Source organism: Naumannella huperziae (assembly GCF_054073625.1).
Genome location: NZ_JBSXPH010000001.1, coordinates 952,752 through 979,468, shown reverse-complemented (window position 1 = coordinate 979,468; position 26,717 = coordinate 952,752). Strand labels below are relative to the sequence as shown.

Here is a 26,717-nt window from a genome sequence, read left to right as displayed (position 1 = left end):
TACCCAATGGTGGGCGCGCAGCAAACCCGGATCGAGGGGTGTCGGCGATCACACGACAGGCTCAGCCGGCGGGATGTTCGCCGACCAGCCGGGCCCCTTCGGCGCCGTTGTCGACACGTCCACAGACCCATGCGGGTACGCCGCGCTCGGCCAGCAGCGCCAACGCCGGATCGGCCGCCTCCGGGGCCACCACGGCCACCATCCCGACCCCCATGTTGAGGGTCGCCTCGAGGTCCTCGCGGGTCACCTGACCGGCCTCGCCGACGAAGCCGAAGATGGGCGCGGGCGACCAGCTCGACCGCTCCACGACGGCGCCGAGCCCACCGGGCAGGACCCGGGCGAGGTTGTTGGCCAGGCCGCCGCCGGTGATGTGGCTCATGGCGTGCACCTCGACCGCCCCGGCCAGCGCGAGGCAGTCCTTGGCATAGATCCGGGTGGGCACGAGCAGCTCCTCGCCGACCGGCTTGCCGAGCTCGGGGATCACCTGCTCCAGGCCGATGCCCGCACCGTCCAGGACGTGCCGGACGAGGGAATAGCCGTTGGAGTGCAACCCCGAAGCACCCATCGCGACCAGCACATCGCCCTGCCGGACCCGGCCGGCGCCGAGGATCTTGTCGCGCTCGACGACGCCGGTGGTGGCGCCCGCGACGTCGTACTCGTCGGGCTCCAGCAGCCCGGGATGCTCCGCCGTCTCCCCGCCGAGCAGCGCGGCGCCGGCCTCCTCACAGCCGGTGGCGATGCCGTCGACGATCGCGGCGATCCGCTCCGGGTCGAGGCTGCCGCAGGCGATGTAGTCGGTGACGAACAGCGGCTCGGCGCCGCACACCACCAGGTCGTCGACCAACATCGCGACCAGGTCGATGCCGATGGTGTCGTGCACGTCCAGCGCCTGCGCGATGGCGACCTTGGTGCCGACACCGTCGGTCGAGGTCGCCAGCACGGGGTGGTCATAGCCCTTCAGCCCGGCCGCGTCGAAGAATCCGGCAAAGCCGCCGAGCCCGCCGAGCACCTCCGATCGGTGCGTCCGGGCGACCGAGTCCTTCATCAGCGCGACGGCGCGCTCGCCGGCCTCGATGTCGACGCCGGCAGCGGCGTAGGCGGATTTGCTCATCGGATCTCTCTTCCCGGGTTCGCGGCTCAGCGGGCCGCGGTCTCGGCGGGCAGCGGCGGCGCATCGACCTCGGGCTCCACCTCGTCCAGCGTCGGCTGTTCGGCGACCTGGCCGCCGGCCCGCGCGGCCAGCGGCAGCTCGATCGGGTAGACGCCGTCGAAGCAGGCGCGGCAGAGCCGCTCGGCCGGCATCGTGGTCGCCTCGGTCAGGCCGTCGAGGCTGACATAGGCGAGCGAATCGGCGCCAAGTGAGGTGCGGATCTCGTCGATGGTCAGGCCGTTGGCGATCAGCTCCGCGCGACTGGCGAAGTCGATGCCGTAGAAGCACGGCCAGCGCACCGGCGGCGAGGAGATCCGCACATGCACCTCGGCGGCGCCGGCCTCGCGGAGCATCCGGATCAGGGCGCGCTGGGTGTTGCCGCGGACGATGGAGTCGTCGACGACGACCAGCCGCCTGCCCTCGATCACCTCCCGCAGCGGGTTCAGCTTGAGCCGGATGCCGAGCTGGCGGATGGTCTGGCTGGGCTGGATGAAGGTACGCCCGACATAGGAGTTCTTGACCAACCCCATCCCGAACGGGATGCCCGACTCCTCGGCGTACCCGATCGCGGCGGGCGTACCCGACTCCGGAACGGGGATCACCAGGTCGGCCTCGGCGGGCGCTTCGCGGGCGAGGGTACGCCCGATCTGCAGCCGGGTGGCCTGCACGCTGCGGCCGGCGATCGCGGTATCGGGCCGCGCGACGTAGACGTACTCGAACAGGCAGCCCTTGGGATTGGCGTCGGCGAACCGGACCGAGCGCAGGCCGTCGGCATTGATGATGATCATCTCGCCGGGCTCGACCTCGCGCACGAAGGAGGCGCCGACGATGTCGAGGGCCGCCGACTCGCTCGCCGTCACCCAGCCCCGAGCCAGCCGGCCGAGCACCAGCGGGCGGATGCCCTGGGGGTCGCGGGCGGCGTACAGGGTCGAGTTGTCCATGAAGCACAGGCAGAACGCGCCACGCAGCCGCGGCAGGACCCGCATCGCCGCCTGCTCCAGCGATTCGGCCGGATCGGCGACCAGCAGCGCGGTCAGGATCGCGGTGTCGGAGGTCGAGTCCATCCGGGTCTTGTGCGGCACCGCCGGGGCGTCGTCGTACTCCTCCAGCCACGCCTCCAGCTCGTCGGTATTCGTCAGATTGCCGTTGTGGCCGAGCGCGAGGCCGCCGGCATCGGTCGGCCGGAAGGTCGGCTGCGCGTTGTCCCAGACCGAGGCGCCGGTGGTGGAGTAACGGGTGTGGCCGACGGCGATCTGCCCGGTGAGGGAGCTGAGCGTCGCCTCGTCGAAGACCTGCGAGACCAGCCCCATGTCCTTGAAGACCATCATCCGGCGGCCGTCGGACACGGCGATGCCGGCCGATTCCTGGCCGCGGTGCTGCAGGGCGTACAGCCCGAAGTAGGCGAGCTTGCCGACCTCCTCGCCCGGCGCCCAGACCCCGAACACGCCGCATTCGTCCTGGGGGCCGCGGTCGTGGGGGTCGAGTTCGTCGGTCAGCAGTCCGTCGGGGCGGGGCACGTGCCCAGCCTAACGGGCGCCCCGCACATTCCCGGCATTCGCACACGAGCCCGCCGGCGGCGGCTCAGGGCAGCGGGTCGTCGGCGCTCGGATAGCTGAGCTGGGTGCCGGGCCGGGTGACGGCGAAGGCGCCGACGCGGACGGCATGCCGCACCGCGGCGACCAGATCCGCGCCGCCGGCGAGCGCGCCGGCCAGGGCCCCGGTGAAGGCATCGCCCGCGCCGGTGCTGTCGACCACCTCGACCGTCGGCGCGGCGACGCGGGTGATCCCGTCCCGAGCGCCGAGCAGGGCGCCGGCGCCGCCGAGGGTCAGCGCCACAGACCGGACACCCGCGGCGAGCAGGGCGGCGACCAGCGCCTCGTGATCATCGGCCGGCGGCGGCTCGACGGACAACAGGGCGAGCGCCCCGGCGCCCTCGTGCTCGTTCACCACCAGGGGGTCGGCGAGCGTGATGGCCTCGGGGTCGATGTCGATCACCGGCGCCAGGTTGAGCACCCAGCGCGTGCCGGCGTCGCGGGCCGCCCGGGCGGCGGCCAGGGTCGTCTCGGCGGGGATCTCGCCCTGCCCCAGCACCACCGCGGCACCGGCGAGCGCCGCGGGGTCGATCATGGCCGGCGTGATCGCGGCATTGGCCCCGGAGACGACGATGATCGAATTCTCCCCGTTGGCGTCGACCTCGATCAGCGCGGTACCGGTCGGCTCGGGCAGCCGCGCCACCCGCGTCAGATCGACGCCCGCCGCGGCCAACAGCTCCAGCGCCGGTTCGGCCCGGTCGTCGCGGCCGACCGCGCCGATCATGATCACGTCGGCACCGAGCCGGGCGGCGGCCACGGCCTGGTTGGCGCCCTTGCCGCCGGGGCTCGCCACCACGGAATCGCCGAGCACGGTCTCCCCCGGCCCGGGTAGCCGCTGGGTGGTGACGGCGATGTCCAGATTGGCCGAACCGACGACCAGCAGCGCGCCGCGCCCGGGACTCATCCGCAGCTCATTCCAGGGACTCGTCGGCGTCGCTGAGCAGGTACGCCGCGGCGGCCGAGGCGCCGGCGGCGGTGAACACCGCGGGCCAGGCGCCGATCTTCTTGGCCAGCGGGTGGCTGGCGCCGAACGCGCCGAGGTAGATCGCCGACAACACCGCCGTGATGCCGGGGCCCCGGCGGGCCAGCCAGGTGCGCCCGGCGTACGCCCCGGCGAGCCCGAGCACCACCCCGCCGAGCGGCCGGACCCCGGTCTCCCGGGCCGCCAGGTAGCCGCCGATCAGGCCGAGCGCCACGATCGGCGCGGTCTTCACATCTGCCGCGTCCTTCACTGCCATGTTCGCGAGGCTACCCGCGGCTCACTCGGCGCCCGCGCCCGCCGGCACGCGCTCGTCCGCACGCTCGATCGGCCCGGGCGGCGTACCGTCGCCGAACGGGCGCCCGCCGAGCTGCTCGCGGTGGTGTGGGGTGAGCCAGTTGGACAGGTCCGGGCCCTTCGGCACGATGCCGGTCGGATTGATGTCGGTGTGCACCTCGTAGTAGTGCCGCTTGATGTCGACGAAGTTGGTCGTGTCGCCGAACCCCGGGGTCTGGAACAGGTCGCGGGCGTAGGCCCACAGCGTGGGCATCTCCGACAGCTTGCTGCGGTTGGTCTTGAAGTGCCCGTGATAGACGGGGTCGAAGCGGGCGAGGGTGGTGAACAGGCGGACATCGGCCTCGGTGATCGTGTCGCCCATCAGGTAGCGCCGGGTCTCCAGCCGCTCGCTGATCTTGTCCAGGGCGGCGAACAGCCGGTCATAGGCGGCCTCGTAGGCCTCCTGGGAGCCCGCGAAGCCCGACCGGTAGACGCCGTTGTTGATCTCGGTGAAGATCAGCTTCATCACCTCGTCCATCTCGTCGCGCAGCTTCTCCGGATACAGGTCCGGCGCGCCGTCGCGGTGGAACTGCGTCCACTCGGTGGAGAAGTCGAGGGTGATCCACGGGAAATCGTTGGTCACCACCGACTTGGTCGGCACGTCAACGATCGCCGGCACCGTGATGCCGCGCGGATAGTCGGGGTAGCGGGCGAAATACGCCTCCTGCAGCCGCTCGTAGCCGAGCACGGGATCGCGGGGCACGCCGTCTGCGCCGGGATCGCCGTTGTCGAAGGTCCAGGACCGCTTGTCGTGGGTAGGGCCGGCGATGGCCATCGAGATCGCATTCTCCAGGCCCAGCAGCCGGCGCACGATGATCGCGCGGTTGGCCCACGGACAGGCCCAGGCGACGACCAGCCGGTAGCGATCGGCCTCGACCGGCCACAGCTTCTCCGGTGTCGGCCCGACCTGCGGCGGTGCGGCGTCGCGGGTGATCCGGTCGGGAATGTAGTTCATGTCCCGGTTGAACTCCTTGCCGCCCTCGACATAGGCACCCTTGGTGGAATGCTCGTCCTGCTGCTCGGGCGTGCTCGTCTCGGTGGTCATGATCATCTGTTCCTTGTCTGCCAGCGGCGGAGGGTGTCGTCGACATCGACCAGCTCGACGACGCGGGTGGGGAGCGATCCGCGACGCAGGCGCGCGGTGCGGATCCGGGCATTCAGGTCGGTGATGATCTCGCGCGCCTCGTCCTCGGTGCGGGCGTCGGCGAGGATGGTGTCGAGCTCGGCGACCTCGGCGCGCAGCAGTTCTGCCTCGTTGGGCGGCCGCTCGATGCCCTCGCGGCGCATCTTGTCCTTGATCCACCAGTCGGGATCGGTACGCCGGATGCCGGTGATGGGCTTGCCGGCGCCGGGCAGGTTGTCGAACTCGCCGCGCTCCGTGGCCTCGCGGATCTGTGCGTCGACCCAGCTCTCGAACTGCATACAGCCACCTCCGCTCGCGAGCCTACGCGAGCTCGGAAATGACATCGTCGACGACCCGGGCGAGCGCGGTGCGCATGGCCGCCGCGTCGACCAGGCCGGGATAGAACGTGGTCTGGGCCCCCAGCCCGTCGATCACCAGGTGCAGCCGCTCGGCCAGCCGTTCCAGGCGCGCGGGCCGCAGCGGGGCCCCGGGCACCGCCCGCGGCTCCCGTCCCGCCAGCAACAGCACACACACCCGGGTGGTGACGCGGATGCCGTCGAAGGATGAGCGCGCCCACCGGGCCCCGTACGGCTGCCGGACCACGTCGGCGAACACCGCGAGCTCCATCGCCCGCTCCTCGTCGGTGGGCAGGAACTGCTCGCAGATGTCCAGCACCCGGGCCCGCGGGGTCCGCTGCGTCCGGTCGAAGGCGTCGGTGACCCGGCCCCGGATCCGCTCGACGATGCCGCCGGTCGCGAAACCGACGAGCTCCTCCTGGTTCGGGAAGTAGTGCCGGATCGCGCCGCTGGACATGCCCGTCTCGGCCACCACCGCGCGCACGGTCGCGCCGGCGAGTCCGTCGCGGAGCAGGATTCGGCGTACCGCATCGGCGATCTCCGCCCGGCGCTGTTCGTGATCGACCACCTTGGGCATGAGGTTTTTATAGCACAGTCGTTCTGTTATGGTGGTTTTAGCACTGACGTACTAGATCATCGGAGGACCCGTGGACGTCTTCGGACTGCTCGGCCTGGCCGGCCTGGCGTTGGTCGACAGCACGAGCATCGGCACCCTCGTGGTGCCGATCTTCTTGTTGCTGGCAGCCAATTTCCGGCTCGGTCGCGTCCTGGTCTACCTGGCCACGATCGCGATCTTCTACTTCGCGATCGGCCTGGTGCTGTTGTTCGGCGCCCGCGGGTTCGTGGAGAACTTCGGTGCCGCGCTGGACTCCCCGCCCGCCTACTGGGTGCAACTGGTGCTCGGGATCGGGCTGTTCGCGCTGAGCTGGTTCATCAATCCGGGCAAGGAGAATGCCGAGCGGGCCAAGCAGGGGCTGGCGCCGAAGCCCTCGAAGTGGGAGCAGCGGCTGTCCGGATCGACCGGAACGGCCGCCGTGATGGGCGTCGCGCTGCTCGCCGGGATCGCGGAGCTGGCGATGATGCTGCCCTACCTCGGCGCGATCGGCATCCTGACCGCCTCCGGACTGCCGATGGCCGGCCGGGTCGCGGCGCTGGCCGGCTATGTCGCGGTGATGATCGCGCCGGCACTCGCGCTGATCGGGGTACGCCTGGCGCTGGGCGAGAGCGCCCGGACCCGGCTCGCGCGAATCCGCGACTGGGTGGCTCGCCAGGCCGCCGCGTCGGTGCCGTGGGTGCTCGGCATCATCGGCTTCCTGCTCGCCCGCGATGCCGCCTGGCGGCTCGGCCTGTTGGACATGCTGGGATCCTGAGACACCCTTCGACAACGAGGTGATCATGAAGCTGAAGGAGTTCGTCGACGCGCGGATGGCCGAGCCCGGCTCGGTACCACCCGCCGCCGCGGCGACCTATGCCGCCCTGCTCGCCCTGCCTCGCCGCATCCGGCGAGACGCGGCGGGCGATGACACCTGGTCCTGGCTGACGGGCGCGGGTAGCGCGTTGGTCGAGACCGTGCTCGGCTTCGACGCCGAATCGGGCGCCGAGCAGCTCATCGCGCGCGTGTACGCCGCGCTGGCCCTGACCTGGGCCGACCACCCCGATTTCGACCCGGCCTGGCGCGGGCTCACCGACGCCGGCTGAGATCAGCCCGCCAGCCCCTGCAGCAGGTACGCCTCGGCGAGGCAGGCCTTGGCGAAGTCGCCGAGATGCAGTGACTCGTCGAAGCCGTGGATGTTGGAGTGCGGATCGCAGACGGCGGTGATCAACACCGTGGCACCGGGCACGGCGTCGGCGAACTCCTGCGCCATCGGGATCGAGCCGCCCATGCCCATCGGCACCGGCTCGACGCCCCAGGCCTCGGCGAAGGCCGCGCGCGCGGTCTCGGCGTACCGGCCCTCCAGCCCGAGCAGCGCGGGCGGACCGGTCTCGCCCGGTTCGACGGTGACCCGGGTGCCCCACGGGGCGTTGGCCTGTAGATGCTCGGTGAGCGCGCGCAGCGATGCGTCGGCGTCGCCGCCGGGCGCGACGCGCAGGCTGATCTTGGCCCGGGCGCTCGGGTAGAGGGTGTTGGAGGCCTCGTCGACGCCGCGGGCGTCCAGGCCGATCACGCTGACCGCCGGCTTGAACCAGAGCCGGTCGCTGATCGGCCCCTCGCCGAGCAGCCCGGCGTCGTCCAGCACCCCCGACTCGGCGCGGAATCGTTCCTCGGAGTAGTCGACCTCGGGACCCGCGCCGGCGTGCAGCCCGGCGACGGCGACGTTTCCGGCGTCGTCGTGCAGGGTGCCGAGCAGCTTGCAGATGGCGGTGAGCGCATCCGGGGCGACGCCACCGAACTGGCCGGAGTGCAGCGGATGATCAAGCGACTCCAGGGTCACCACGCAGTCGGCGAGCCCGCGCAGGCTGGTGGTGAAGGCGGGCGTACCGACCTCCCAGTTCGCCGAATCGGTGATCACGAACAGGTCGCAGGCAAGATCATCGGCATGGGCGTCGAGAAGGGCGCCGAGCGAGGGCGAGCCGATCTCCTCCTCGCCCTCGATGAGCAGTTTCACCCCCACGGGCGGCCTGCCACCGAAGGCGCGCAGCGCGGCCAGGTGCACCGCGAAGCCGCCCTTGTCGTCGGCCGCGCCGCGCCCGTACAGCCGGCCGTCGCGTTCGGTCGCGGTGAACGGCGCGCTCGTCCAGCCGGCATCGCCACCGGTCGGCTGCACGTCGTGGTGGGCGTACAGGCAGACCGTCGGCATCCCCGCCGGGGCCGGGAAGTGCCCGATCACCGCGGGCTTGCCGCCCTTGCGGACGATCCGCACGTCCGCACAGCCGGTGCCGCGGATCAGCTCGGCGACCAGTTCGGCGCTGGCGTCGACGTCGGCCTCGCGGCCGGGGTCGGCGCTCACCGACTCGATCGCCACCAGCCGGGTCAGGTCGGCCAGCACGCCGGGAAGTTCGCGTTCGATCGCCGCTCGGATGTCACTCACCCGTGGCATGTTACGGCCGGGCACAATGACGCCATGTCGCCCATACCCGCGAACACCACCCCGATCGAGGACTATGCGCTGATCGGTGACTGGAACACGGCCGCCCTGATCAGCAGGCGCGGCTCCGTGGACTGGCTGTGCCTGCCGAACTTCGATTCGGCCGCCGGCTTCGCCGCGCTGTTGGGTACGCCCGAGCACGGCCGCTGGCTGCTCGGCCCGGCGGATGAGTCGGCGCGGACGACGCGCCGCTATCTGCCGGACAGCGCGGTGCTGGAGACCACCCATGTCACCGCGGAGGGCACCTTCACCGTCACCGACCTGATGCCGCTGGCGAATCGCCGCGACGACCTGGTCCGGATCGTGCGCGGGGTCAGTGGGAAGCCGCGGGTCCGGCACGAGTGGGTGGTGCGGTTCGGCTACGGCAAGGTCCGCCCGTGGGTACGCCGCCGGCACCGCGGCACGCGCGACGAGTTGCTCACCGCGGTCGCCGGGCCGGACATGTTGGTCCTGCGCGGCGACCGGCTGCCGCACCGCTCCGACGGGCGGCACATCGACGAGTTCACGATCGCCGAGGGCGAGGAACTGCGTTTCACCACGACCTGGGTGCAGTCCTGGCTGGACGTGCCGGATCCGGTCGACGTCTCCGACGAGACGGAGAAGACGCTCAGGATCAGCCGGAAGTGGAGCAACCGGTGTGGCTACGAGGGTCGCTATGCCGATCATGTGCATCGGTCCGCGCTGACGCTGCGCCTGCTCACCGACTACTACACCGGCGGCATCGTGGCGGCGCCGACGACCTCGCTGCCCGAGGACATCGGCGGCGAACGCAACTGGGACTACCGCTACTGCTGGCTGCGCGATGCCGCGTTGAGTCTGGAGGCGCTGCTGGCGGTCGGCTACACCACCGAGACCGACATGTGGCGGCACTGGCTGCTCCGCGCCGTGGCCGGCGACCCGGCGGACATGCAGATCATGTACCGGATCGACGGATCCCGGGAGCTCGCCGAGTTCGAGCTTGATCATCTTCCCGGGTACGCCGATTCGCGGCCGGTGCGGATCGGCAATGGCGCGTACCGGCAGAAGCAGACCGACGTGCTCGGTCAGGTGATGATGGCGCTGGAGCGGGCCCGCGACCTGGGCATGGACGAGTCGCGGCACACCTGGGCATTGCAGCGCGTCCTGGTCGACGAGCTGGCCGACCACTGGGACGAGCCGGACAACGGGCTGTGGGAGATCCGCGGGCCCTTGCAGCACTTCACCCACTCGCGGGTGATGGTCTGGACGGCGTTCGACTGCGCGATCCGGGCCGTGCGCAAGTACGACTACCCCGGCGATGTCGAGCGCTGGACCGACCTGCGGGATCGGGTCCGTGCCGAGATCCTCGACAAGGGATTCGACGAGGAGAAGAACTCCTTCACCCAGTACTACGGGACCGATGAGGTCGATGCCGCGCTGCTGGTGATCCCGGCCACCGGTTTCCTGCCCGGTGACGATCCGCGGGTGCTCGGCACCATCGCGGCGGTGGAGCGCGACCTGCTGGTGGACGGGCTGCCGCTGCGCTACCGCACGGCGAGCGGAGTGGACGGGCTGGCCGGGGAGGAGCATCCCTTCCTGGTGTGTTGCTTCTGGCTGGTCTCGGCGTACGCCCATGCCGGTCGGCTCGACGAGGCGCATGCGCTGATGGAGCGACTCTGCGGACTGGCCAACGACGTCGGCCTGCTCGCCGAGGAGTACGACCCGATCAAGGAGCGGATGATCGGCAATTTCCCGCAGGCGTTCTCCCATCTGGGGTTGATCATCGCCGCGGACGATCTGAACCGGATCGGCCAGGGCAAACGATCCATCCGGGAGACCGCCGACGAGACCGAGTCGGCGGCACGCCCGAGCTGACAGGATGCGCGCATGGGATCCGAGGGCGAACTGCTGAGCGGCGGCAACATGGGCGAGGTGCACCGCGTCGGCGACGAGGTACGCCGCACCGCCGGCCCGTGGACGCCGACCATTCATCGCCTGCTGACCCACCTCGCCGACCGCGGGATCGGCGAGGCACCGCGCCCGCTCGGCCTGTCCGACGACGGCCGGGAGAGGCTGACATTCCTGCCCGGGACCGCGCCGGCGTACCCGATGCCGGCGTGGGTCTGGGCCGAGCGCCTGCTCGTCGATGCCGGCCGGCTGCTGCGCCGGATCCACGATGCCAGCGCAGGCTTCGACCGGACGGGCGCGATCTGGCGCTCGCCGTACCGCGAGCCCGCCGAAGTGGTGTGTCACAACGACTTCGCGCAGTACAACCTGATCTTCACCGATGATGATCACCACCGCCTGAGTGGGGTGATCGACTTCGACTTCGCCTCGCCCGGACCGCGGCTGTGGGACCTGGCCTATCTCGCCTACCGGCTGGTCCCGATCACCGGCGAGGAGCAGCATCCCTTCGGTGACGCTGAGGTACGCCACCGCGTCCGCGCGCTCCTCGACGCCTACGGTTCACCCGCCACCGAGGCGGAACTGCGTTCCATGATCATCGAGCGGCTGGCCCACCTGGCCGCATTCAGCGACGCCAAGGCGATCGCGCTCGGCAAGCCGGAGCTCGCCGAACACGCGGCGCAGTACCGCCGCGATGCCGATCGCCTGGGCGGCTGAGGCCGGCGCGAGTTCTGGACAAACCCGACCAGCGGGCTTCACTCCCGGTCGGCGGAGATCCAGCCGCGCGGGGTGAAGGTCAACCCGCGCTCACCGACCACCAGGTCGGCCGCGGCGTCCAGCCGTTCCCGATCCTGCTCCGTCAGCTCAAGATCGACGGCCGCCGCATTCTCGCGTACCCGCTCGGCGCTGCGCGTACCCGGGATCGGCACCACCGGCAGCCCGAACCGCTCCCCCTGGCCGAGCAGCCAGGCCAGCGCGACCTGCGCGGCGGTCGCGTCGTGCTCGGCGGCGACGGTGTTGATCACCTCGACCACCCGCTGGTTGGCGTCGTAGGCCTCGCCGCTGAAGCGAAGTTGCCCGTTCAGCACGGTCTTCTCGATCGCCTCGCGGGTCAGCTTGCCGGTCAGGAAGCCGCGACCGAGCGGCGAGTAGGGCACGAAGCCCACCCCGAGCTCGGCGCACGCCGGCACCACGTGCCGCTCGACATCTCGTGACCAGATGCTCCACTCGCTCTGGACCGCGGTGATCGGGTGCACGGCCTGGGCGGCGCGCAGCTCGTCGGCCGTCACCTCCGACAGACCCAGGTGGCGCACCTTGCCCTCGGCGACCAGCTCGGCCATCGCACCCACCGTCTCCTCGATCTCCACGCCGGGGTCGGGTCGGTGCAGGTAGTACAGATCGATCACCTCGACACCGAGGCGGCGCAGCGACGCTTCGCACGCCTGACGCACGTACGCGGCATCCCCGCGGGTCCCGCTCCCGCCCGGGCCAACGCTGGTGATGCCGAACTTCGTCGCGAGCTGCACCTCTCCCCGGCGCTCGGCGAGCAGCCGCGCGAACAGCTCCTCGTTGGTGCCGGCCGGGCCCTCGGTGCCCTCGCGGGGCTCGCCGTAGACATCGGCGGTGTCCAGGAAGGTGATCCCGGCATCCACCACGGCGTGCAGGGTACGCAGCCCCTGCTCGGGATCGGTGTCGCCGTAGACGTGGCTGAGCGCCATCCCGCCGAAGCCGAGCTGACTGACGTTCAGCTTCTCCCCCGCCGCGGGACCAAGATCGACTCTATTCATTGCAGTCACTGCTTCCTCCGTTGTTCCATGATCAGATTCGGTTCCATCGGTTGCCCCGCACAGTCCAGCCCTGCCTCGATCAGGCGCGCATAGTGGCCGATCTTGTCCTCGATCGCGTCCAGATCTGCAAGCAGTTCGCGCAACCTGGTCTGCACCTCCTCGCGATGCTGCTCCAGCAGCGCCATCCGGCGGCCGTGGGTCGACGAGCCGACGCCGACCAACCGAACGAACTCGCGCATCTCGCGTACCGGCATCCCGGTGCGGCGCAGCCGGATCAACAACTCGATCATCCGCAGCGTCGGCTCGTCGTAACGCCGCCGTCCGTCGCTGCCGCGCGGCACGGCAGGGATCAGCCCCTCGTGCTCGTACCAGCGCAGCGTGTCCTTGGTCAGGCCGGTGCGGGCCGATACCTCGGCGATGCCGAGCTGCCCGGTCGTCGATTGCGTCATGGCGAAGACGCTAGGCGCTGGAGTGCACTCCAACGCAAGGTCTCGGTCCCCCGCCGTGTGCGCAGACGGCTACGATTGCGCACATGACGACCGTCGCGTCGCGAGACCTGCGCAATCACACGCGCGAGATCCTGGATCGGGTGGCCGAGGGCGATGCCGTCACCATCACGATCAACGGCAAACCGGTCGCGGAGTTGATTCCTCCCCGCACCCGGGCGCGCAGCGGCATGCCGCTGGCCGAGCTCGAGGATCTGCTGCGCACGCAGCGGCCCGACGCGACGCTACGAACGGACCTCGAGTGGATCTCGGAAGGGAGCACGGACGACCTCGGAGATCCGCGATGACGCGGCCAGCGGCCGGCCTCCTCGACACCAGTGTGTGGATCGCCGCAACCGCGCGGGCACACCAACTTCCACTGTTCAGCCAGGACGCCGGCTTCACCGCCCTGGCTGAACTCGGGCTGCTTGAGGTCGTTCGGGTCTAGCTCGGCCGTCAGCTCGACCGGCGAAGGTCAGGTCAGCTCGGCGACGGAATCGGTCATCGCGGCAGGGATGGGCGTCTGCCAGGCCGCCCGCAGGTCGGCCAGCGGGATCCGGAAGTGCCCCTCGGCCTCCAGCACGGGCTCGTCGGTGACCTCACCCAGCCGGGCGAGCGGTACGCCGTGCGTCCCCGCCAGCGCGATCAGCTCCTCCGCACGCTCGGGCGCGACCGACACCAACACCCGGCCACCGCTCTCGGAGAACAGCGCCGCCGTCGGCTCGAGCCCCTCGGGCAACCGGAACCGCGCGCCCCGATCGTGCCGCAGGCACGACTCTACGAGCGCCTGGCCGAGCCCGCCGTCGGACAGATCGTGCGCGGAGCCGAAGACGCCCGCCGCGGCGCCCGCGACCAGCGCCTGCGCCAACGCCTTCTCGGCGGCGAAATCGACCCGCGGCGGCTGCCCGCCGAGATGATCATGCATGACCTGTGCCCAGGCCGAGCCGTTCAGCTCCTCGCGGGTCTCGCCGAGCAGCCAGATCTCCTCGCCCGCCGCGCGGAACCCGCTGCGCGTCCGCTTCGCGACGTCCTCGATCACCCCGAGCACCCCGACCACCGGCGTCGGCAGGATCGCCACGTCGCCGGTCTGGTTGTAGAAGCTGACATTGCCGCCGGTGACCGGCGTACCCAACTCCCGACAGCCGTCGACCAGACCGAGGATGGCCTCCCGGAACTGCCACATCACGTCGGGATCCTCCGGCGAGCCGAAGTTCAGACAATCGGTGACCGCGACCGGCCGAGCCCCGGTGGTCGCCACATTCCGGTACGCCTCCAGCAGCGCCAACTGCGCCCCCCAGTAGGGATTGAGGAAGGCGAATCGTCCGTTGCAGTCGGTCGCCACGGCGACCCCGAGCCCGGTCTGTTCGTCGATCCTGATCATGCCCGCGTCCTCGGGCTGGGCCAGCACCGAGTTGCCGCGCACATAGCGGTCGTACTGGTCGGTGATCCACGACCGGTCGCACAGGTTCGGCGAGCCGGCCAGCTTGATCAACTGTTCTGCCAGCTCCTGGCCGCTGCCGGCCCGCGGCAGCGCCTCGGCCCCCGAGGCCTGCACCTGGTCCATCCAGCCGGGCCGGGCGTAGGGGCGCTCGTAGACGGGCCCCTCGTGCGCCACGGTCCGCGGGTCGACGTCGACGACGGTCTCGCCGTGCCAGTCGATGATCAACCGATCGTCCTCGGTGACCTCTCCGATCACGGTGGCCGCCACGTCCCACTTGCGGCAGATCTCCAGGAACCGGTCCACATTGTCCGGCTCGACGACGGCCATCATCCGTTCCTGGGACTCGCTCATCAAGATCTCCTCCGGCGACAGCGACGAGTCGCGCAGCGGCACCAGATCGAGTTCGACGTGCATCCCGCCGTCGCCGGCGGCCGCGAGCTCGGAGGTGGCACACGAGATCCCGGCCGCGCCGAAGTCCTGGATGCCGTTGATCACGCCCGCGGCGAACAGCTCCAGGGTGGCCTCGATCAGCAGCTTCTCCATGAACGGGTCGCCGACCTGGACGCTCGGCCGCTTGCTCGGCCGGGAGTCGTCGAAGGTCTCCGAGGCGAGGATCGACGCGCCGCCGATCCCGTCGCCGCCCGTCGCCGCGCCGTACATGATCACCTTGTTGCCCGCACCCTTGGCCTGCGCGGTGTGCAGGTCCTCGTGCCGCAGCACCCCGACGCACAGGGCGTTGACCAGCGGGTTGCCGAGATAGGACCGGTCGAAGACCACCTCACCGCCGATGTTCGGCAGGCCCAGGCAGTTGCCGTAGCCGCCGATGCCGGCCACCACCCCGGGCAACACCCGGGCGGTGTCCGGCGCGTCCAGCGGGCCGAAGCGCAGCGGGTCCATCACCGCGACCGGGCGCGCGCCCATCGCGAGGATGTCGCGGACGATGCCGCCGACGCCGGTGGCCGCGCCCTGGTGCGGCTCGACGAAGGAGGGGTGGTTGTGCGACTCGACCTTGAACGTCACGGCGTACCCCTGCCCGATGTCGAGCACGCCGGCGTTCTCACCGATGCCGGCCAGCAACCGGCCGATCGGCGTCTCCTGGCTCAGCTCGCCGAATCTGCGCAGATGCACCTTCGAGGACTTGTAGGAACAGTGCTCGCTCCACATCACCGAGTACATGGCCAACTCGCACGAGGTCGGTCGGCGTTGCAGGATCTCCCGGATCCGGCCGTACTCCTCGGATTTCAGCCCGAGCTCGGCGTAGGGCTGCTCGGTGTCGGGGCTGGTCTGCGCGTCCGCGACGGTGTCTGCCACGGACGTGCAGCCTACCGTCCTCGGTCGCGCCGAGAGGCCGCCCGCGCCCGTAGCCCGAGCCACACCCCGAGGCCGACCAGCGCCACCAGCGGGATCGCCCACATGGCGGCGGGCAGGCCCCCGGAGGCATCGCGGAAGACGGCCTCGGCGTCGGCCCCGGTCACGGCGTCGCGCTCGGCGACGAGGATCGGCCGCCCGGCCACGGCGTCGGCCAGCACGGTGAAGTCGATCACCCCGGGATCACCACCGGCAACGGCCGGCTCGAGCACCCCGGGCAGCGTCGTGTTCACCCGGTAGACGGGCTGATACTCAGCACCGCTGCCGGGCAGCCCGAACGCGATCACGGTCAGGTCGGGACGACGCGCGAGGTCGGCGACCACCCGATCGCTCTCGGGCCCGGCGTCGACCAGGGTCAGGGGGCAACTGGTCGGCATCCCCTGGCTCAGCCAGGCACCCGGTTCGGCGTACCCCTCGAGCTGCCCGGTGCGATCCGCGGCGGCGACCGCCGCGGCCGGCCCGACCGCGGTGATGCAGCCGTCGTAGACCTCGCCGAGCCGGCCGAGGCCGCCGCGCGCGGGGCCGTTCAACTCATCGAAATTGGTCACCCGACCCTCGCCGACGCGCACCTCGCACCCGGCCGCCGGCACGGGCGCGCCCGCGCCCAGGCCCGCCCAGCCCGCGGCCGGGCAGGACCCGGGCGAGGCGACCACGCCGACCTGCGTCGCGTCCGCGTGGGCGTCGATCACCGCGCGGTCGGCGGGTGAGAAACCCGTGCGTCCCGGCAGGCCGACGACGACGACATTCTCGGTGAAGATGCCGCTCTCGGCCGGCTCCGGCTGGTCGCTGCCACTCAGCCACGCCACCGCGCCGATCAGCAGGAGCAGCAGGATGCCCGCGATGGCGGCCAGCACCGCCAGCGCCCGCCCGCGGGTGCGGCGCCGCTCCCCGCTCGTCTCGATCTCGGTGGAGGCGAAGCTGTCGATCGACCAGCCGCGGTCGGTGCCCCGGTTCTTCTCGCGATCGCTCACACCAGCGCCGCCAGATACCGCTGGACGGAGCTGAACAACGGTCGGCCGTCGACGCTCGGCGAGGTCAGCTCCTCGACGTTGTGCTCCGGATGCGGCATCAGGCCGACCACATTGCCCGCCTCGTTGGTGATGCCGGCGATGTCGTGCAGCGAGCCGTTCGGGTTGTCGCCGAGATAGCGGAAGACGACGCGGTCGGAATCCTCGAGCCGACGCAGGGTCTCGGCGTCGGCGACATAGCCCCCCTCGCCGTTCTTCAACACGATGGTGATCTCCTGGCCGGGCGTGAAGTCGGCGGTCCAGACGGTGTCGGCACTCTCCACGCGCAGGCGTTGATCACGACAGACGAAGGTACGCACGTCGTTGCGGATCAGCGCGCCGGGCAGCAGCTTCGCCTCGCACAGGATCTGGAAGCCGTTGCACACCCCGAGCACCGGCAGGCCCTTGCCCGCGGCGTCGACGATCTCGGTCATCACGGGCGCGAAGCGGGCGATGGCGCCGCAGCGCAGGTAGTCGCCGTAGGAGAAGCCGCCGGGCAGGATCACGGCGTCGACGCCGTCGAGGCTGTCGCTGCCGTGCCAGACCGGGACGGCCTCGGCGCCGCTCAGGCGTACCGCCCGCAGCGCATCGGAGTCGTCCAGGGTGCCGGGAAAGGTCACGACCCCGATCCGGGCCGCCATCAGGCGGTCTCCTCCACCCGAACGGCGAAGTCCTCGATCACGGTGTTGGCGAGCAGCTTCTCCGCGGCGTCGTGGATCTGCCCGAGCCGCTCGTCGGTCACCTCACCGTCGACCTCGATCTCGAACCGCTTGCCCTGGCGTACCGCCAGTCCGGCGAAGCCCAGCCGCTGCAGGGCGCCGGTCACGGCCTTGCCCTGCGGGTCCAGGATCTCGGCCTTCGGCATCACGTCGACCACCACTCGTGCCATGCCCCGGAGTCTAGGGCCTCCGGGTCACCAGGCCTCGCCGGTCAGCCGGCGGTAGGCGTCGGCATAGCGGGCGCGGGTGTGGTCCACCACCGCGTCGGGCAGCGGGGGCGGGGGCGCATCCGCGGCACGGTCCCAGCCGGACTCGGTGAGCAACCAGTTCCGCACGTACTGCTTGTCGAATGCCTCGGGTACGCCGCCCTCGGCGCGCGAGGCCCGCCAGGCCTCGGCATCCCAGAACCGCGAGGAGTCGGGGGTGAGCACCTCGTCGGCGAGCACGATGGTGCCGTCGCGGCGGACCCCGAACTCGAGCTTGGTGTCGGCCAGCACGAGCCCCCGCTGCGCGGCGATGTCGCGAGCGTGGGCATAGATCCGCATCGTCAGGTCACGGATCGCGGCGGCGCGCCGGGCGCCGATGGTCGCCTCGACCGTGGCGAAGTCGACGTTCTCGTCGTGCTCGCCGACGGCGGCCTTGGTCGCGGGCGTGAAGATCGGCTCCGGCAGCTCGTCGCCGTCGCTCAGCCCGTCCGGCAGCGCCACGCCGCACACGGTCCGGTCGCGCTGGTACTCCGCCCAGCCCGAGCCGGTCAGGTAGCCGCGGGCCACGCACTCGACGCCGATCATCTCCAGCCGCTCGCAGATCACCGCGCGGCCGGCCACGGCCCCCGGCACCTCGGTCGAGACGACGTGGTTGGGTACCAGGTCGGCGAGCCGGTCGAACCACCACTGGGAGAGCTGGGTGAGGATCGCCCCTTTGTCGGGTACGCCGGGTCGGAGCACGTGGTCGAAGGCGCTGATCCGGTCGGTCGCCACCATCAGCAGCGTGTCGGGATCGGGCAGGGCGTACAGCTCCCGGATCTTGCCGGCATGCACCAGCGGCAGTCCGAGGGAATCGGCGAAGACGGGGCGCTCGGTCACGGCGCGAGCCTAGTCGCGCGTACCGCTGTTCCGGTCTTTGGCGGGGTGCGCGACGCGCGACCTCGCCACGGTGCAGAATCAGTGTCCATGAGTCGACACGAGGCGAGTGCGGAGAAGCCCACCGACACCACGGGGCAGGAGGCGGCCGCTGAGGTCGGGCAGCGGACCCGCGAGACCGATGACGGCAGCGGCGGGCGCGGGCAGCGCGCCGCCATCGTCTACAACCCGACCAAGGTCGAGTTGGACGTGCTGAAGGCCGCGGTGCAGGCCGCCGAGGCCGAGGCCGGCTGGGCGGAGTCGCTGTGGATCGAGACCAGCGAGGACGATCCCGGCACCGGGATGGCGCGCGAGGCCGTCGACGCCGGTGTCGACGTGGTGCTGGCCGCCGGCGGTGACGGAACGGTACGCGCGGTGGCCGAGGGCCTGCGCGGCAGCCGCGTCGCGCTCGGGCTGCTGCCCGCCGGCACGGGAAACCTGCTGGCCCGCAATCTCGATCTCACCCTGGACAACCTCGGCGAGTCGGTGTCGACCGCCTTCACCGGCCGCACCCGTGATCTTGATCTCGGCCTGGTGACGATCATCCGGCCGGACGGGAAGACCGAGGAGCACGCCTTCGTGGTGATGGCCGGCATGGGCCTGGACGCCCAGCTCATGGAGAACACCGACGAAGACCTGAAGAAGAAGATGGGCTGGGTCGCCTACGCCAAGTCGATGGCCACCGCGATCCGCGGCGGTCGGCGGATCAAGCTGATGTATCGCTACGACGGCGAGCGTCCCCGACGCGGCCGCCTGCACACCCTGCTGATCGGCAACTGCGGTTCGCTTCCCGGCAACATCTTGCTGCTGCCCGAGGCCGCTGTGGACGACGGCATCCTCGATGTCGTTGCCCTGAGCCCGGAGGGTCCGCTCGGCTGGCTGCAGATCTGGTGGAAGGTGCTGGTGGAGAACGCGATCCTGCACCGCACCGGCGTCGGCGAGAAGTTCCGGGGCACCGACAAGGACATCCGCGCGCTCAGCTACCAGCGGGTGGAGACCGTGGAGGTACGCCTCACCAAGCCCGAGCCGTTCGAGCTGGACGGCGACGAGTTCGGCGAGCTGACCGGGTTCAAGGTCTGGGTCGAGCAGCACGGGCTGCGGGTGCGGGTGCCGGCCGACTCCTGACCCCACCGAGCCCCTGAGCCGGCGCCGGGGACTCCCGGAGCGGCCCCTGAACAGCGGCGGATGCCCTTGGGCGCGCGCGCATCGGCGGGCATCGTGGTTGGCGTACCCGATCCAGTACGAGAGGACCCGATCATGGCAACCGCCACCTTGGCCCGTCCCCGCAACGAGCGCGTCATCGCCGGCGTGTGCTCCGGCATCGCCCGCCGGTTCGGCCTGAATGCCAATCTGGTGCGGTTGATCTTCGTGCTCAGCCTGCTGTTGCCGGGCCCGCAGATCCTGATCTACCTGCTCGGCTGGATCCTGCTGCCGAACGAGTGATCCGCGGGTCACCCTCGATCGTCTCTTTCCCCTCCCCGGAACGGGTCGCCGCGATTCGCGGCGACCCGTTCGTCACGTCCGGGCGGTGGAGCCGGATCAGTTGCCGGTCAGCTTCTTCTTGAACTCCTCGAGCTTGTCCTTGATCTTCGCCTTGTCCTGGGCACGCTTCTCCTCACGCGCCTGCTTGCGGGCCTCGCGCTCGTCCTCCGCACGCACCTCGGCCGCCGCCTCCAGGTCGGCCACCAGCGCCTCGGCGTCCCAGCGCTGCACCGTGCCGCCGTCGGCGGCGACGGTCTCGTCGACGACGGCCGCGGAGGGCTCCTCCACGTGTGCGATCAGTGCGGTCTGGCCGGGCTCGATCCGCTTGGCGACATCGTCGAGCACCGCGAGGCCGTCGGCATCGTCGTCAAGGTCGACCGAGGTGCCGACCAGCGCGCCCGTGGCCCAGCCGAGCAACACGCCGACCGGTCCGCCGAGAATGCCCACCAGGGCGCCGATCAGGCCGCCACCGAGCGCGCCGCTGCCCGCCTCGTTGTCCGCCCCCGTGTCGACCTGGAGCTTGCCGTCGGAATCGCGCTTCACGATCGCCGCCGAGTCGAGCGTCAGCTCGCCCGCGGCGTCCATCTGCTGGAGTCGAGTCAGGTACTCATAGCATTTGCTCGGCTCCGGAAAGGTGATCAGTACAACACTGGACTGCATGTCGTCCCCCTTCGGAGTGGTACCGCGGGCTCGCGGACCGGGCCCGCTGGTCCCAGCCTGCGCCCGACGGGCGGCTACCGCAAGGGGGGGTGTCGAACCTAGAGCACCGCGCCGGGGCGGTACGCCGCCGCTTCCGGCTCGGCCGCCGCCAGTTCCTCGATCCGCCGGACGACCCTCGCCACCTGGGACCGGGCGATGCCGGTGAGGTCGAGCGGCGCGGCCAGCGCCTCGCGCAGGGCGGACTCGTCGACGCCCCGCAGCCGCGGGTCGGCCGCCAGCCGGGCGAGCAGATCGTTCTCGGGCTGGCCCTCGCGCATGGCGAGTGCCACCGCCACCGCGTGTTCCTTGATCACCTCGTGGGCGAGTTCGCGACCGATGCCGGAGCGTACCGCCGCCATCAGCACCTTGGTGGTGGCCAGGAACGGCAGATAGCGCCGCAGCTCGGCCTCGATCACGGCCGGGAACGCGCCGAACTCGTCGAGCACCGTGAGGAACGTCTCGAACAGGCCGTCGATCGCATAGCTGGCGTCGGGCAGCGCGATCCGGCGCACCACCGAGCAGGACACGTCGCCCTCGTTCCATTGATCACCGGCGAGCTCGCCGGCCATCGACACGTAGCCGCGGATGATCACCGCGAGCCCGTTGATTCGTTCGGCGGAGCGGGTGTTCATCTTGTGCGGCATCGCGCTGGAGCCGACCTGGCCGGGCCGGAAGCCCTCGGTGACGAGCTCGTTGCCCGCCATCAGCCGGATCGTCGTGGCGAGGTTGCTGGGCGCGGCGGCGACCTGGGCCAGGGCGGTGATCGCCTCGTAGTCGAGCGAGCGTGGGTAGACCTGCCCGGTCGAGTCGAGCACCGCGGGTACGCCGAGGTGCTCCGCGACGCGTCGCTGCAGTTCGGCGAGCCTGGCCTCGTCGCCGTCCAACAGGTCGAGCATGTCCTGGCCGGTGCCCATCGGCCCGGAGATCCCGCGCAGCGGATAGCGGTTGATCAACTCGGTCAGCCGGGCGTGGGCGACCAGCAGCTCGTCGGCGACCGTCGCGAACCGCTTGCCCAGCGTGGTGATCTGGCCCGGCACGTTGTGCGAGCGGCCCGCCATCGGCAGTTCGGCGTACCGCGCCGCGAGATCGGCGAGCCGGGCCAGCGCCGCGACCACCCGGCCGGCGACCAGGCGCAGCGCGCTGATCATCTGCAACTGCTCGACATTCTCGGTGAGATCGCGGCTGGTCATCCCCTTGTGCACGTGCTCGTGCCCGGCGAGCGCGTTGAACTCCTCGATCCGCGCCTTCACGTCGTGCCGGGTGACCCGCTCGCGCTCGGCGATCGAGTCGAGGTCGACCCGGTCGATCACCCGCTCGTAGTCGGCGATCACCGCATCCGGATCGTCGCCGCCGAAGTCGACCCCGAGGTCGCGCTGGGCGGCCAGCACGGCCAGCCAGAGCCGCCGCTCGGCGATGATCTTGTTCTCCGGGGACCAGATCCGGCGCATCTGCTCCGATGCGTAGCGCGTCGCGAGGACGTTGGGAACCTCACTCACCGGCCGCCTCCTTCGCGATGTCGGACCGGCTGAAACCGCCGGACAGTTCGATCTTGCCGAGCAGCCGGTACGCCTCGGCACGGGCCTGCGCGAGGCTCGGGCCGTTGCCGACGACGGTCAGCACCCGGCCGCCGGCGGCGATCAGCCGCCCCTCGTCGTCGCGCGCGGTTCCGGCATGCAGGACCCGCGCCGCCTCGTCGTCGGCGAGGCCGTCCGCGCCGGTGATCACGCCGCCCTTGACCGGGGCGGCCGGATAGCCCTCGGCGGCGAGCACGACACCCACCGCGTACCCGGCCGCGAACGCCAGCGGCGGCTGGTCGGCCAGCCGGCCGGTCGCCGCGGCGTACAACACCTGTGCGAGCGGGGATTCGAGCAGGCTGAGCAGGGGCTGGGTCTCCGGATCGCCGAAGCGGGCGTTGAACTCGACCACCCGCAGGCCGCGCGAGGTGAGCGCGAGGCCGGCATAGACCAGCCCGGCGAATGGCGTACCGCGCCGGCGCAGCTCGTCGACCGCGGGCTGGATCACCGTCGCGACCGTCTGCTCGACAAGATCATCCGGCGCCCAGTCGAGCGGGGTGTAGGCGCCCATCCCACCGGTGTTCGGGCCCGCGTCGCCGTCGTGGGCGCGCTTGAAGTCCTGCGCCGGCTGCAATGGGCGAACGCTCACCCCGTCGGTGATCGCGAAGAGGCTGACCTCGGGTCCGTCCAGGTACTCCTCGATGATCACCCGCCCGCAGGAACGCGCGTGCGCCAACGCGGTCGCGCGATCGTCGGTGACGACGACGCCCTTGCCGGCGGCCAGGCCGTCGTCCTTGACCACGTAGGGTGCGCCGAACTCGTCCAGCGCGGCGGCCGCCTGTTCGGCGTCCTCACAGAGCCGGGCGGCGGCGGTCGGAATGCCCGCGGCCGCCATCACCTCCTTGGCGAAGGCCTTCGAACCCTCCAGCCGCGCGGCATCGGCGCCCGGCCCGAAGACGGCTACCCCGGCCTCGCGAAGGTCGTCGGCCACGCCCGCGACCAGCGGCACCTCCGGCCCGATCACCACCAGATCGGCGCCGATCGCCGCCGCCAGCCGGACGACGGCGGCACCGTCGGCGGGATCGACATCGTGGTTGGTGGCCACGGCCGCGGTGCCCGGATTGCCGGGAGCGCAGTGCACGGACTCCACCGCCGGGTCGCGGGCGATGGCGGCGGCGAGGGCGTGCTCGCGGCCACCCGAACCGAGAACCAGGACGGTACGCGGGGCTGCATCGGTCACGTGGCGAGCCTAGCGGGCGGCCGCGGTGCGCAGTCGGTACGCCAGATGGCCGGCCTGCCAGCCGAGCATCCACACGCCGACCAGCGCCGCGGCGGCCGCGCCGGCGCCGGTGATCATCCCGACCGCCGCGATGATGATCATGCCGACCGCCAATGGCAGGAAGAAGCCCAGTCGGAACAGCCAGGCGAAGGGCAGGAAGTGCGCTCCGACCACGAGGGCGACCCAGGCCGGCTGGATGTCGGTACGCCCCTGCGCGCCGAGCCATTGCCCGCCTGCCACGATCGCGACCACCATGATCAACACGCTGGCGAGATAGCCGGGACCGGCATGACGGTGCGGCTCCGGCATGGGTGGCGGCACGCGGCGGCCGAGCACCAGCACCACGATCGCGAGTGCGATGGCCACGCCGCGGATCAGCCAGGCCCACGGCTCGCCGAAGGCGCCGGCGTTCACCAGAGCAAAGGCCAGACCGCCGGTCAGCCCGATGATCGCGCCGATCACGGCGAAGGGTGGCCGGCGCCCCTCAGAGGAGGTCATTGATCATCACGGCCTGCTCGCGGCCGGGGCCGACGCCGATGCCGGAGATCCGCGCCCCGCAGAGCTCCTCCAGGCGCCGCACATAGGCCTGCGTCGCCTTCGGGAAGTCGGCGAAGTCGCGTACCCCGGTGATGTCCTCGGTCCAGCCGTCGAGCACCTCGTAGACGGGCTTGGCGTGGTGGAAGTCGGTCTGGCTGACCGGCATCACGTCGGTCCGCTCGCCGTCGATCTCGTAGGCGACGCAGACCGGGATCTTGTCCCAGCCGGTCAGCGTGTCCAGCTTGGTCAAGAAGATGTCGGTGAAGCCGTTGGCATTCGCCGCCGATTCGACGACCAGCGCGTCGAACCAGCCGCAGCGGCGCGGCCGCCCGGTCGTGGTGCCGAACTCACCGCCCGCCTCGCGCAGCTTCTCGCCGTCGGCGTCCAGCAGCTCGGTCGGCATCGGGCCCTCGCCGACCCGGGTGGTGTAGGCCTTGGCGATCCCGACGACCCGATCGATCCGGGTCGGCCCGACCCCCGAGCCGACGCACGCGCCGGCCGCGATCGGGTTGGAGGAGGTGACGTAGGGGTAGGTGCCGTGATCGACATCCAGGTGGTGCGCCTGGGCACCCTCGAAGAGCACGACCTTGCCCTCGTCGAGGGCGTCGTTCAGGATCCGGGAGGCGTCGACCACGTAGGGGCGCAGCTTGTCGGCATAGGTCAACAGGTGATCGGCGATCTCCTCGGGGTCGATCGCGCGCCGGTTGTAGACCTTGAGCAGCAGGTGGTTCTTCTGGTCGAGCGCCGCCTCCACCTTGCGCCGCAGGATCGACTCGTCGAACAGGTCCTGGATCCGGATGCCGATCCGGTTGATCTTGTCGGCGTACGCCGGTCCGACCCCCCGACCGGTCGTGCCGATCTTGGCCTTGCCCAGGAACCGCTCGGTGACCTTGTCGATCGTCTGGTGGTAGCTGGTGATCACGTGCGCGTTCGCGCTGATCAGCGGGTGTTGGACATCGGCGCCGCGGGCGCGCAGGTCGGTCAGCTCCTTGTCCAACACGTCGAGGTCGACGACCACGCCGTTGCCGATCACCGGGGTGACGCCGGGGTTGAGGATGCCCGAGGGGAGCAGGTGCAGGGCGTATCGCTCTCCGCCGACGACGATGGTGTGCCCGGCGTTGTTGCCGCCGGAATAGCGGACGCAGTAGTCGACCCGGTCCCCGAGTTGGTCGGTTGCCTTGCCCTTGCCCTCGTCGCCCCACTGGGCGCCCATCACGACGATGCCCGGCATCTTGTTCGTAGCCCCTCTTTCAGCGAACGACCCCCGAGACAGCCCGCACCGCGGGGTCAAGGGGGTCCTTGACGCCTCACTTTAGCAAGTGGATCAGCCGCCGCCCGCTTCGTGCTCGGCGAGCTGTGCCCCCAGGATCTGCATGGCTTCGCCGAAGCGACCCGGATCGGGGCCGGCGTAGTTCAGCCTCAGGTGCGGTCCGGTCGGCTCGGCCGGAAACCACTCGTCGCCGGCGGCGACCAGCAGCCCCGCCTTCTCGCAGGCGCCGACGAGCGCGGCGAGATCCACCCCGTCGGCCAGCCGCACCCACAGATTGAGGCCGCCGCCCGGCACCGCGGTCAACTGTGCCGACGGCACGTGTTCTCGCAGTTGCGCGATCATCAGGTCACGGCGGGCACCGAGCTGTCGGCGCAGCCCGCGCAGGTGGGTACGCCAACCGGGCTGGGTGACCACGTCCAGCGCCGCCGCCTGGAGCAGCGGACTGACATAGAGCGGTCCGGCCCGCAGGTCCGCGAGCACCCGCTCCCGCGCCGGTCCGCGGATGATCGCCGCCGCGACCCGGAGCGCGGGCGAGACGCTCTTGGTGAGTGAGCGCAGGTACACCACGTGACCGTCGACGTCGCGGGCGGCGAGCGGCACCGCCTCTGTGGTGATGCCGAAGTCGTGGGCCCAGTCGTCCTCGACCACGAAGGCGCCGAACCGGGCGACGATCTCGCGCACCCGAGCGGCCCGGGCATTCGACCACTGTGCGCCCGTCGGGTTGGCGAAGTTGGGTTGCGCATAGAAGACGCGGGCCCCGGTGCTGGCAAACGCCTGCTCGAGCTGGTCGGGATCCGGCCCGTCGGGACCGCTCGGTACCGGAACCATCGGTACGCCGACCTGCGCGGCCGCGTGGATCGCACCCCAGTAGGTCGGAGATTCGACCAGGAGCGGCACCCCGTCCGGGCCGACCAATGCCCGAAAGATGGCCGCCAACCCACTCTGACTGCCCGGCAGAACCGCGACATCGCTCGCGGCCGGTGGGCTCATCCCCGCCGGCACCAGACCGGCCAGGTCGGCCGCGAACCACGCCCGCAGCTCCGGCAGGCCGGCTGCCGGCGAACGGGCCAGCGCCGCGGCCGAGCGACCGGCCCGCGTGAGCGCCCCACGCACGAGGCGGTGCGGCAGGAGTTCAGGGTCGGGATAGCCCTCGTGCAGGGCGATCATGTCGGCGAGCGCCGGCCGCAAGGCCGTCGGCTCGGCGACCCCCGCGCCGCGCCGCGGGCCGAGCGCCAGGGTCTGCCAGCCGAAGTCCTGGCTCTGCGGCGCCCTGGGCGCGAGTGCGAACGCTCCCGCGCCGGGTCGGGTCTCGATCAGCCCCTCGGCCACCAACGCGCGAAGCGCGTTCTGCACGGTCAGCGGGCTGACGGCGTACTCGGTGACCAACGACCGGGTCGGCGGCAGCCGGGCGCCGGCCGGCGCGGACGCCAGCCACCGGCGAAGATCACCCGCGATCCGCGAACTGCTATCGTTCATCGTGAAAACTGATGATAGCGCTATTGTTCCGCACCGCCTATCGCTAT

The 26,717-nt window shown here is 71.1% G+C and carries 28 protein-coding genes; 7 read left to right on the top strand and 21 right to left on the bottom strand.

Annotated elements, in window-relative coordinates:
* Positions 1–61 precede the first annotated feature (61 nt).
* The 7 genes from purM to ACXDC7_RS04605 all read right to left on the bottom strand — a co-directional run bounded on the left by purM (position 62) and on the right by ACXDC7_RS04605 (position 6,113).
* Positions 62–1,111, bottom strand: a complete 1,050-nt coding sequence (gene purM, locus ACXDC7_RS04635; RefSeq protein ID WP_459221368.1) for a phosphoribosylformylglycinamidine cyclo-ligase — start codon at positions 1,109–1,111, stop codon at positions 62–64.
* Positions 1,112–1,137: 26 nt separating this feature from the next.
* On the bottom strand, positions 1,138–2,667 hold the full coding sequence (purF, locus tag ACXDC7_RS04630) for an amidophosphoribosyltransferase (RefSeq protein ID WP_459221367.1): 1,530 nt from the start codon (positions 2,665–2,667) through the stop codon (positions 1,138–1,140).
* A gap of 64 nt (positions 2,668–2,731) precedes the next feature.
* A complete protein-coding gene (locus ACXDC7_RS04625) occupies positions 2,732–3,646 on the bottom strand; it encodes a ribokinase (protein ID WP_459221366.1) in 915 nt (304 codons plus the stop codon).
* Between the two features lie 7 nt (positions 3,647–3,653).
* The gene (locus ACXDC7_RS04620; RefSeq protein ID WP_179444610.1) at positions 3,654–3,980 is read right to left on the bottom strand and encodes a hypothetical protein; all 327 of its coding nucleotides are present in this window, start codon (positions 3,978–3,980) and stop codon (positions 3,654–3,656) included.
* Positions 3,981–4,001: 21 nt separating this feature from the next.
* The gene (locus tag ACXDC7_RS04615; RefSeq protein WP_179444611.1) at positions 4,002–5,102 is read right to left on the bottom strand and encodes a glutathione S-transferase family protein; all 1,101 of its coding nucleotides are present in this window, start codon (positions 5,100–5,102) and stop codon (positions 4,002–4,004) included.
* 2 nt (positions 5,103–5,104) lie between these two features.
* Positions 5,105–5,479, bottom strand: coding sequence for a DnaJ family domain-containing protein (locus tag ACXDC7_RS04610; RefSeq protein WP_459221365.1), 375 nt, complete (start codon positions 5,477–5,479; stop codon positions 5,105–5,107).
* A 22-nt stretch (positions 5,480–5,501) separates the two neighbouring features.
* Entirely contained in the window at positions 5,502–6,113 is a 612-nt protein-coding gene (locus ACXDC7_RS04605) for a TetR/AcrR family transcriptional regulator (protein ID WP_179444613.1), read from the bottom strand.
* Positions 6,114–6,183: 70 nt separating this feature from the next.
* Between ACXDC7_RS04605 and ACXDC7_RS04600 the strand changes: the two genes are divergently transcribed.
* Together ACXDC7_RS04600 and ACXDC7_RS04595 are read left to right on the top strand one after the other, a co-directional pair.
* Positions 6,184–6,906: a GAP family protein gene (locus ACXDC7_RS04600; protein WP_459221364.1), complete on the top strand. Its 723-nt coding sequence runs from the start codon at positions 6,184–6,186 to the stop codon at positions 6,904–6,906.
* Between the two features lie 25 nt (positions 6,907–6,931).
* Positions 6,932–7,234 (top strand): hypothetical protein, encoded by a 303-nt coding sequence (locus ACXDC7_RS04595; RefSeq protein ID WP_459221363.1) that lies wholly within the window; start codon positions 6,932–6,934, stop codon positions 7,232–7,234.
* A gap of 2 nt (positions 7,235–7,236) precedes the next feature.
* On the opposite strand, the gene ACXDC7_RS04590 is transcribed toward ACXDC7_RS04595, so the two are convergent.
* Entirely contained in the window at positions 7,237–8,574 is a 1,338-nt protein-coding gene (locus ACXDC7_RS04590) for a M20/M25/M40 family metallo-hydrolase (RefSeq protein ID WP_459221362.1), read from the bottom strand.
* Between the two features lie 24 nt (positions 8,575–8,598).
* Here ACXDC7_RS04590 and ACXDC7_RS04585 point away from each other — a divergent pair, with 24 nt between their 5' ends.
* Together ACXDC7_RS04585 and ACXDC7_RS04580 are read left to right on the top strand one after the other, a co-directional pair.
* A complete protein-coding gene (locus ACXDC7_RS04585; RefSeq protein ID WP_459221361.1) occupies positions 8,599–10,455 on the top strand; it encodes a glycoside hydrolase family 15 protein in 1,857 nt (618 codons plus the stop codon).
* A gap of 12 nt (positions 10,456–10,467) precedes the next feature.
* Positions 10,468–11,202 (top strand): phosphotransferase enzyme family protein, encoded by a 735-nt coding sequence (locus ACXDC7_RS04580; protein WP_459221360.1) that lies wholly within the window; start codon positions 10,468–10,470, stop codon positions 11,200–11,202.
* Positions 11,203–11,240: 38 nt separating this feature from the next.
* On the opposite strand, the gene ACXDC7_RS04575 is transcribed toward ACXDC7_RS04580, so the two are convergent.
* Positions 11,241–12,272 carry an aldo/keto reductase gene (locus tag ACXDC7_RS04575; RefSeq protein ID WP_179446458.1) on the bottom strand — a complete coding sequence of 344 codons (1,032 nt, stop codon included), beginning with the start codon at positions 12,270–12,272 and terminating at the stop codon, positions 11,241–11,243.
* 5 nt (positions 12,273–12,277) lie between these two features.
* Positions 12,278–12,721: a MerR family transcriptional regulator gene (locus ACXDC7_RS04570; RefSeq protein WP_459221359.1), complete on the bottom strand. Its 444-nt coding sequence runs from the start codon at positions 12,719–12,721 to the stop codon at positions 12,278–12,280.
* Between the two features lie 83 nt (positions 12,722–12,804).
* Here ACXDC7_RS04570 and ACXDC7_RS04565 point away from each other — a divergent pair, with 83 nt between their 5' ends.
* Positions 12,805–13,065, top strand: a complete 261-nt coding sequence (locus tag ACXDC7_RS04565) for a type II toxin-antitoxin system Phd/YefM family antitoxin (RefSeq protein ID WP_459221358.1) — start codon at positions 12,805–12,807, stop codon at positions 13,063–13,065.
* Positions 13,066–13,232: 167 nt separating this feature from the next.
* Here ACXDC7_RS04565 and purL read toward each other — a convergent pair whose 3' ends face one another.
* Genes purL through ACXDC7_RS04540 form a run of 5 tightly spaced genes read right to left on the bottom strand, consistent with a single transcriptional unit; the run spans position 13,233 to position 18,377 of the window.
* Entirely contained in the window at positions 13,233–15,509 is a 2,277-nt protein-coding gene (gene purL, locus ACXDC7_RS04560; RefSeq protein WP_459221357.1) for a phosphoribosylformylglycinamidine synthase subunit PurL, read from the bottom strand.
* Positions 15,510–15,520: 11 nt separating this feature from the next.
* Complete coding sequence (locus tag ACXDC7_RS04555; RefSeq protein ID WP_459221356.1) at positions 15,521–16,537, bottom strand: hypothetical protein; 1,017 nt, start codon at positions 16,535–16,537, stop codon at positions 15,521–15,523.
* Positions 16,534–17,214, bottom strand: a complete 681-nt coding sequence (purQ, locus tag ACXDC7_RS04550) for a phosphoribosylformylglycinamidine synthase subunit PurQ (protein ID WP_459221355.1) — start codon at positions 17,212–17,214, stop codon at positions 16,534–16,536. The genes ACXDC7_RS04555 and purQ overlap by 4 nt, the downstream gene beginning before the upstream one ends.
* On the bottom strand, positions 17,214–17,462 hold the full coding sequence (gene purS / locus ACXDC7_RS04545) for a phosphoribosylformylglycinamidine synthase subunit PurS (protein ID WP_246292564.1): 249 nt from the start codon (positions 17,460–17,462) through the stop codon (positions 17,214–17,216). The genes purQ and purS overlap by 1 nt, the downstream gene beginning before the upstream one ends.
* Positions 17,463–17,486: 24 nt before the next feature.
* On the bottom strand, positions 17,487–18,377 hold the full coding sequence (locus ACXDC7_RS04540) for a phosphoribosylaminoimidazolesuccinocarboxamide synthase (RefSeq protein WP_343045870.1): 891 nt from the start codon (positions 18,375–18,377) through the stop codon (positions 17,487–17,489).
* An 87-nt stretch (positions 18,378–18,464) separates the two neighbouring features.
* On the opposite strand from ACXDC7_RS04540, the gene ACXDC7_RS04535 reads away from it, so the two are divergent.
* Complete coding sequence (locus tag ACXDC7_RS04535; protein ID WP_179444624.1) at positions 18,465–19,538, top strand: diacylglycerol/lipid kinase family protein; 1,074 nt, start codon at positions 18,465–18,467, stop codon at positions 19,536–19,538.
* A gap of 132 nt (positions 19,539–19,670) precedes the next feature.
* Entirely contained in the window at positions 19,671–19,856 is a 186-nt protein-coding gene (locus ACXDC7_RS04530; protein WP_179444625.1) for a PspC domain-containing protein, read from the top strand.
* A gap of 96 nt (positions 19,857–19,952) precedes the next feature.
* Here ACXDC7_RS04530 and ACXDC7_RS04525 read toward each other — a convergent pair whose 3' ends face one another.
* The 6 genes from ACXDC7_RS04525 to ACXDC7_RS04500 form a co-directional block, all read right to left on the bottom strand.
* On the bottom strand, positions 19,953–20,555 hold the full coding sequence (locus ACXDC7_RS04525) for a DUF1269 domain-containing protein (protein ID WP_179444626.1): 603 nt from the start codon (positions 20,553–20,555) through the stop codon (positions 19,953–19,955).
* Between the two features lie 98 nt (positions 20,556–20,653).
* Positions 20,654–22,090, bottom strand: coding sequence for an adenylosuccinate lyase (gene purB / locus ACXDC7_RS04520; protein ID WP_459221354.1), 1,437 nt, complete (start codon positions 22,088–22,090; stop codon positions 20,654–20,656).
* On the bottom strand, positions 22,083–23,348 hold the full coding sequence (purD, locus tag ACXDC7_RS04515; protein ID WP_459221353.1) for a phosphoribosylamine--glycine ligase: 1,266 nt from the start codon (positions 23,346–23,348) through the stop codon (positions 22,083–22,085). The genes purB and purD overlap by 8 nt, the downstream gene beginning before the upstream one ends.
* Before the next feature lie 9 nt (positions 23,349–23,357).
* Positions 23,358–23,885 (bottom strand): hypothetical protein, encoded by a 528-nt coding sequence (locus ACXDC7_RS04510; protein ID WP_459221352.1) that lies wholly within the window; start codon positions 23,883–23,885, stop codon positions 23,358–23,360.
* Positions 23,872–25,155 carry an adenylosuccinate synthase gene (locus tag ACXDC7_RS04505; RefSeq protein WP_179444629.1) on the bottom strand — a complete coding sequence of 428 codons (1,284 nt, stop codon included), beginning with the start codon at positions 25,153–25,155 and terminating at the stop codon, positions 23,872–23,874. The genes ACXDC7_RS04510 and ACXDC7_RS04505 overlap by 14 nt, the downstream gene beginning before the upstream one ends.
* Positions 25,156–25,248: 93 nt before the next feature.
* Positions 25,249–26,670 carry an aminotransferase-like domain-containing protein gene (locus tag ACXDC7_RS04500; RefSeq protein ID WP_459221351.1) on the bottom strand — a complete coding sequence of 474 codons (1,422 nt, stop codon included), beginning with the start codon at positions 26,668–26,670 and terminating at the stop codon, positions 25,249–25,251.
* Positions 26,671–26,717 lie beyond the last annotated feature (47 nt).

What these genes read in the sequence shown, in the direction of transcription:
- purM (WP_459221368.1), bottom strand. Translation starts at nt 1,111, where the DNA reads ATGAGCAAATCCGCCTACGCCGCTGCCGGCGTCGACATCGAGGCCGGC.
- ACXDC7_RS04625 (WP_459221366.1), bottom strand. Translation starts at nt 3,646, where the DNA reads ATGAGTCCCGGGCGCGGCGCGCTGCTGGTCGTCGGTTCGGCCAATCTG.
- ACXDC7_RS04620 (WP_179444610.1), bottom strand. Translation starts at nt 3,980, where the DNA reads ATGGCAGTGAAGGACGCGGCAGATGTGAAGACCGCGCCGATCGTGGCG.
- ACXDC7_RS04615 (WP_179444611.1), bottom strand. Translation starts at nt 5,102, where the DNA reads ATGACCACCGAGACGAGCACGCCCGAGCAGCAGGACGAGCATTCCACC.
- ACXDC7_RS04610 (WP_459221365.1), bottom strand. Translation starts at nt 5,479, where the DNA reads ATGCAGTTCGAGAGCTGGGTCGACGCACAGATCCGCGAGGCCACGGAG.
- ACXDC7_RS04605 (WP_179444613.1), bottom strand. Translation starts at nt 6,113, where the DNA reads ATGCCCAAGGTGGTCGATCACGAACAGCGCCGGGCGGAGATCGCCGAT.
- ACXDC7_RS04595 (WP_459221363.1), top strand. Translation starts at nt 6,932, where the DNA reads ATGAAGCTGAAGGAGTTCGTCGACGCGCGGATGGCCGAGCCCGGCTCG.
- ACXDC7_RS04590 (WP_459221362.1), bottom strand. Translation starts at nt 8,574, where the DNA reads ATGCCACGGGTGAGTGACATCCGAGCGGCGATCGAACGCGAACTTCCC.
- ACXDC7_RS04585 (WP_459221361.1), top strand. Translation starts at nt 8,599, where the DNA reads ATGTCGCCCATACCCGCGAACACCACCCCGATCGAGGACTATGCGCTG.
- ACXDC7_RS04580 (WP_459221360.1), top strand. Translation starts at nt 10,468, where the DNA reads ATGGGATCCGAGGGCGAACTGCTGAGCGGCGGCAACATGGGCGAGGTG.
- ACXDC7_RS04575 (WP_179446458.1), bottom strand. Translation starts at nt 12,272, where the DNA reads ATGAATAGAGTCGATCTTGGTCCCGCGGCGGGGGAGAAGCTGAACGTC.
- ACXDC7_RS04570 (WP_459221359.1), bottom strand. Translation starts at nt 12,721, where the DNA reads ATGACGCAATCGACGACCGGGCAGCTCGGCATCGCCGAGGTATCGGCC.
- ACXDC7_RS04565 (WP_459221358.1), top strand. Translation starts at nt 12,805, where the DNA reads ATGACGACCGTCGCGTCGCGAGACCTGCGCAATCACACGCGCGAGATC.
- purQ (WP_459221355.1), bottom strand. Translation starts at nt 17,214, where the DNA reads ATGGCGGCCCGGATCGGGGTCGTGACCTTTCCCGGCACCCTGGACGAC.
- purS (WP_246292564.1), bottom strand. Translation starts at nt 17,462, where the DNA reads ATGGCACGAGTGGTGGTCGACGTGATGCCGAAGGCCGAGATCCTGGAC.
- ACXDC7_RS04535 (WP_179444624.1), top strand. Translation starts at nt 18,465, where the DNA reads ATGAGTCGACACGAGGCGAGTGCGGAGAAGCCCACCGACACCACGGGG.
- ACXDC7_RS04530 (WP_179444625.1), top strand. Translation starts at nt 19,671, where the DNA reads ATGGCAACCGCCACCTTGGCCCGTCCCCGCAACGAGCGCGTCATCGCC.
- ACXDC7_RS04525 (WP_179444626.1), bottom strand. Translation starts at nt 20,555, where the DNA reads ATGCAGTCCAGTGTTGTACTGATCACCTTTCCGGAGCCGAGCAAATGC.
- ACXDC7_RS04510 (WP_459221352.1), bottom strand. Translation starts at nt 23,885, where the DNA reads ATGACCTCCTCTGAGGGGCGCCGGCCACCCTTCGCCGTGATCGGCGCG.
- ACXDC7_RS04505 (WP_179444629.1), bottom strand. Translation starts at nt 25,155, where the DNA reads ATGCCGGGCATCGTCGTGATGGGCGCCCAGTGGGGCGACGAGGGCAAG.
- ACXDC7_RS04500 (WP_459221351.1), bottom strand. Translation starts at nt 26,670, where the DNA reads ATGAACGATAGCAGTTCGCGGATCGCGGGTGATCTTCGCCGGTGGCTG.